Origin of the sequence: Desulfurella sp. (assembly GCF_023256235.1) — a bacterium.
Lineage (GTDB): Bacteria > Campylobacterota_A > Desulfurellia > Desulfurellales > Desulfurellaceae > Desulfurella.
This window is the reverse complement of sequence record NZ_JAGDWY010000014.1, coordinates 644-1,754: the sequence shown is the minus strand read 5'-3', so window position 1 is coordinate 1,754 and position 1,111 is coordinate 644. Positions and strand designations below refer to the sequence as shown.

Annotated in this window: 2 protein-coding genes; both read right to left on the bottom strand. The window is 32.0% G+C overall.

Going from position 1 to position 1,111, the window contains the following annotated elements; translation table 11 throughout:
- Positions 1-130 precede the first annotated feature (130 nt).
- The gene (locus tag Q0C22_RS01480) at positions 131-826 is read right to left on the bottom strand and encodes an amino acid racemase (RefSeq protein ID WP_291490319.1); all 696 of its coding nucleotides are present in this window, start codon (positions 824-826) and stop codon (positions 131-133) included.
- On the bottom strand, positions 817-1,111 hold a 295-nt coding region (locus Q0C22_RS01475; protein ID WP_291490318.1), incomplete at its 5' end, for a cation:dicarboxylase symporter family transporter. The genes Q0C22_RS01480 and Q0C22_RS01475, both read right to left, overlap by 10 nt.

Sequence of the window (1,111 nt, the reverse complement as noted above, 5' to 3'; positions counted from 1 at the left end):
GGTCTTCTGTTAATTTCATTAAATTTAAGGATAGCCTTAAAATCAATGTCCAGTAAACCAGAACATTCACATTGCCAGACAGATTCATTCATTGAATATTTTTTTCCGCATTTATTACATAAGAGCATATTTACTCCCTACAAAATTTTACAACATTTTTTGCTAAACAATCCGTGGCATCAATTATTTGAATGTGCTCTTGTTTGTATGGTATCAATATAGGAATTTCAGTGCATGCTGCAATCAATAAATCAAATTTGTTTTTTACTATATTACTTAAAGCTTTATTAAATGCTTCTATCCCGGAATTTATTGAGTTTGCTTTCACATCGTATATAGCTTTCATGATTAAGCTTTGCGTATTTTCATCAAAATTTTCGATTTTTACACCGTTTTTCTCAAAAAAATCATGATAAACCTTGCCAAGTAATGTTCCATCTGTTGCTAAAATTCCTAACTTGGTAAAATGGTATCTTTTTATTTCATTAAAAGCAGCTTCAACAATACTTATAAAAGGCTTATCAATATTTTTTCTTAATTCATTAATAAAATAATGTGCTGTATTACATGGCATGCAGTAAACATCAATGTTAAAACCTTTTTTTAGGTTATTCGCAGATTCTAAAAGATAAGGCAAAGGATTTTCTCCTTCACCCTTTAAGTATTTGGTTCTATCTGGTATCTGAGCGTAACTATCAATAACTACATGCAGATTTTCTTGATCATTTTTTGCATTAGTATGTTTAATAATTTTTGAGTATAAATCTATCGTTGCAAGTGGGCCCATGCCACCTATAATGCCTACAATTTTTGCTTTCAATTCCATTTTGACATATCTATTTCATTTTCAAGCTTTGCTACAAATGTAGTGGCAGTTAGATCCCCAAGAACGTTTGTTGCAGTTCTTGCCATGTCAAGTAAGGCATCGATACCAAAAATCATGGCATAGGCAAGTGTTTCTGGTCTTCCAGGTTCTACTTTTAAGCCAACGGAATTTAATACTAAAAGTAGCATAATAGCGCCCGCTGCAGGTACACCAGCTGTACCAATTGAGGCTAAAATTGCTGTTAATATAACTATCAGTTGTTGTGTTAAAGTTAAGTGAAGACCT